1 pseudogene is annotated in these 334 nt (G+C 41.3%); it reads left to right on the top strand.

The features are described from left to right. Nucleotides 1-328: pseudogene (locus HC176_RS19765) on the top strand (hypothetical protein); the annotation flags it as partial. Between the last annotated feature and the right edge of the window lie 6 nt (nt 329-334).

Here is a 334-nt window from a genome sequence, read left to right as displayed (position 1 = left end):
GTTAAAATCTGCCTTGCTGGATTTTCTAAAGTTCGGTTTGCCTTACGTTTACCCACAGCAGCCCGGCTCTATAGTCCGGGGATTGCCTACAGCACATTCTGCAGAACCTTTAAATAGGGAAATTCAGAGTAAGGATTCATACGTATGGCCCTACTCCAAAGGAACAGTAAGAGGTCAGGCAATAGAACCACTTCACGTAAACAGTCCGGAGGCTTGTCTAAAGGATAGCGTTTTCTATGAATATATGGCACTTTGTGATGCAATACGTGTGGGTAAATCCCGTGAAAAGAATATTGCAATTGAAGAACTACAAAAAAGATTAGGTTGAAAAATA

Source organism: Tamlana crocina (genome assembly GCF_012037625.1).
The sequence above is the reverse complement of the archived record's forward strand: the minus strand, read 5'-3'. Positions and strand labels throughout refer to the sequence as shown.